The organism is Klebsiella sp. MS 92-3 (genome assembly GCF_000195655.1).
Taxonomy (GTDB): domain Bacteria; phylum Pseudomonadota; class Gammaproteobacteria; order Enterobacterales; family Enterobacteriaceae; genus Klebsiella; species Klebsiella pneumoniae.
The window spans coordinates 55,427-56,686 of record NZ_GL882866.1 but is presented as its reverse complement, the minus strand read 5'-3'; the positions used below and the strand labels follow the sequence as shown (position 1 = coordinate 56,686).

Here is a 1,260-nt window from a genome sequence, read left to right as displayed (position 1 = left end):
CCCCCCCCCCCCCCCCCCCCTGCCACTTTGCCAGCTGCACGGCGAAATGACCGACTCCCCCTGCCGCACCGTTGACCAGGACGCGTTTACCCGCCAGCGGCACCGGCCGATGCGGCCCCGGCTGCAGCGGATTCGCCACCTCATGCCCGGGATCGATCATGAACTGCCAGGCGGTGAGGAGCGACATCGGCACCGCGGCGGCCTGCTGATGGCTCAGGGTTAGGGGTTTGCGAGCGAGGTCGCTGACCGGCACGCTAACGTACTCGGCGTAAGCGCGGCTGCCCCCTGCCGCCCCTTCGGGAAAACGCGCCATAGCATACACTTCGTCGCCGACCGCCACCTCCCGGACGTCATCCGCCCGCGCCACCACCACCCCGGAGAGATCGGTCCCGAGGATCAAGGGAAAGCGGACCTCGGGCCGCCACTCCGGGGGCAGCTGTTGATAGCCATCGCGCAGATAGCTGTCCGGCGGGTTCACGCCCACCGCGTGCACCTGTACCAGTACTTCACCGGCCTGCAGGACCGGCATGGGCGCATCCTCATAGCTCAGGACTTCCGGCCCGCCAAAGGCGTGCTGTTGAACGGCCTTCATCATCTGCGTCGACATCGCTTTCTCCTCATATGGAAATGCGTTATATTTAACGGAGCACCGCTCCGAATATATGGAGCAGTGCTCCGATTGTCAAGGAACGCCAATGAGAGCTGATGCCAGAAAAAATTATGACCTGTTGATCGAGGTGGCCCGGGACGTCTTTGTGGAGCAAGGCGCTGAGGCCTCGCTGCGCGATATCGCCCGCCGGGCGGGCGTCGGAATGGGAACCCTCTACCGCCACTTTCCCAACCGCGACAGCCTGCTGGAAGCCCTGCTCCGCAGCCGCTTTGCGGCGCTAACCGCCCGGGCTGAGTCGCTTCTGCTCGCCGCCGATCCTGCCGCGGCGCTGCTGGAGTGGCTGGCCGAGAGCGTGGCGTTTACCCATCAGCATCGCGGGATCATCGCCCCGCTGATGAGCGCCATCGACGATCCTGAGTCCGCCCTGCACAGCGCCTGCGTTGCCCTGCGCGCCGCCGGTACGTCGCTGCTGACCCGCGCGCAGCAGGCCGGGCTGGCACGGCCAGATCTCAGCGGAGAGGAGCTGTTCGATCTGATCGCCGCGCTTGCCTGGCTGCGGGAGCAACCGTCCCATGCCCCGCGCGCAGAGCGGATTTTAGCGGTGCTGGCCGACGCGATCCTGACTGCCGGCTAGCGGCGGGCCGGGCCCC

The 1,260-nt window shown here is 66.9% G+C and carries 2 protein-coding genes; one reads left to right on the top strand and one right to left on the bottom strand.

Annotated elements, in window-relative coordinates; translation table 11 throughout:
* Positions 1-607 (bottom strand): NADP-dependent oxidoreductase (locus HMPREF9538_RS02040; RefSeq protein WP_009486349.1); only part of this gene is annotated, 607 nt, incomplete at its 3' end.
* Between the two features lie 88 nt (positions 608-695).
* Here HMPREF9538_RS02040 and HMPREF9538_RS02045 point away from each other — a divergent pair.
* On the top strand, positions 696-1,244 hold the full coding sequence (locus HMPREF9538_RS02045) for a TetR/AcrR family transcriptional regulator (RefSeq protein ID WP_004179582.1): 549 nt from the start codon (positions 696-698) through the stop codon (positions 1,242-1,244).
* Positions 1,245-1,260 lie beyond the last annotated feature (16 nt).

Bases quoted from the DNA above. Each gene is read 5' to 3' on its own strand.
- HMPREF9538_RS02045 (WP_004179582.1), top strand. From the start codon at position 696: ATGAGAGCTGATGCCAGAAAAAATTATGACCTGTTGATCGAGGTGGCC.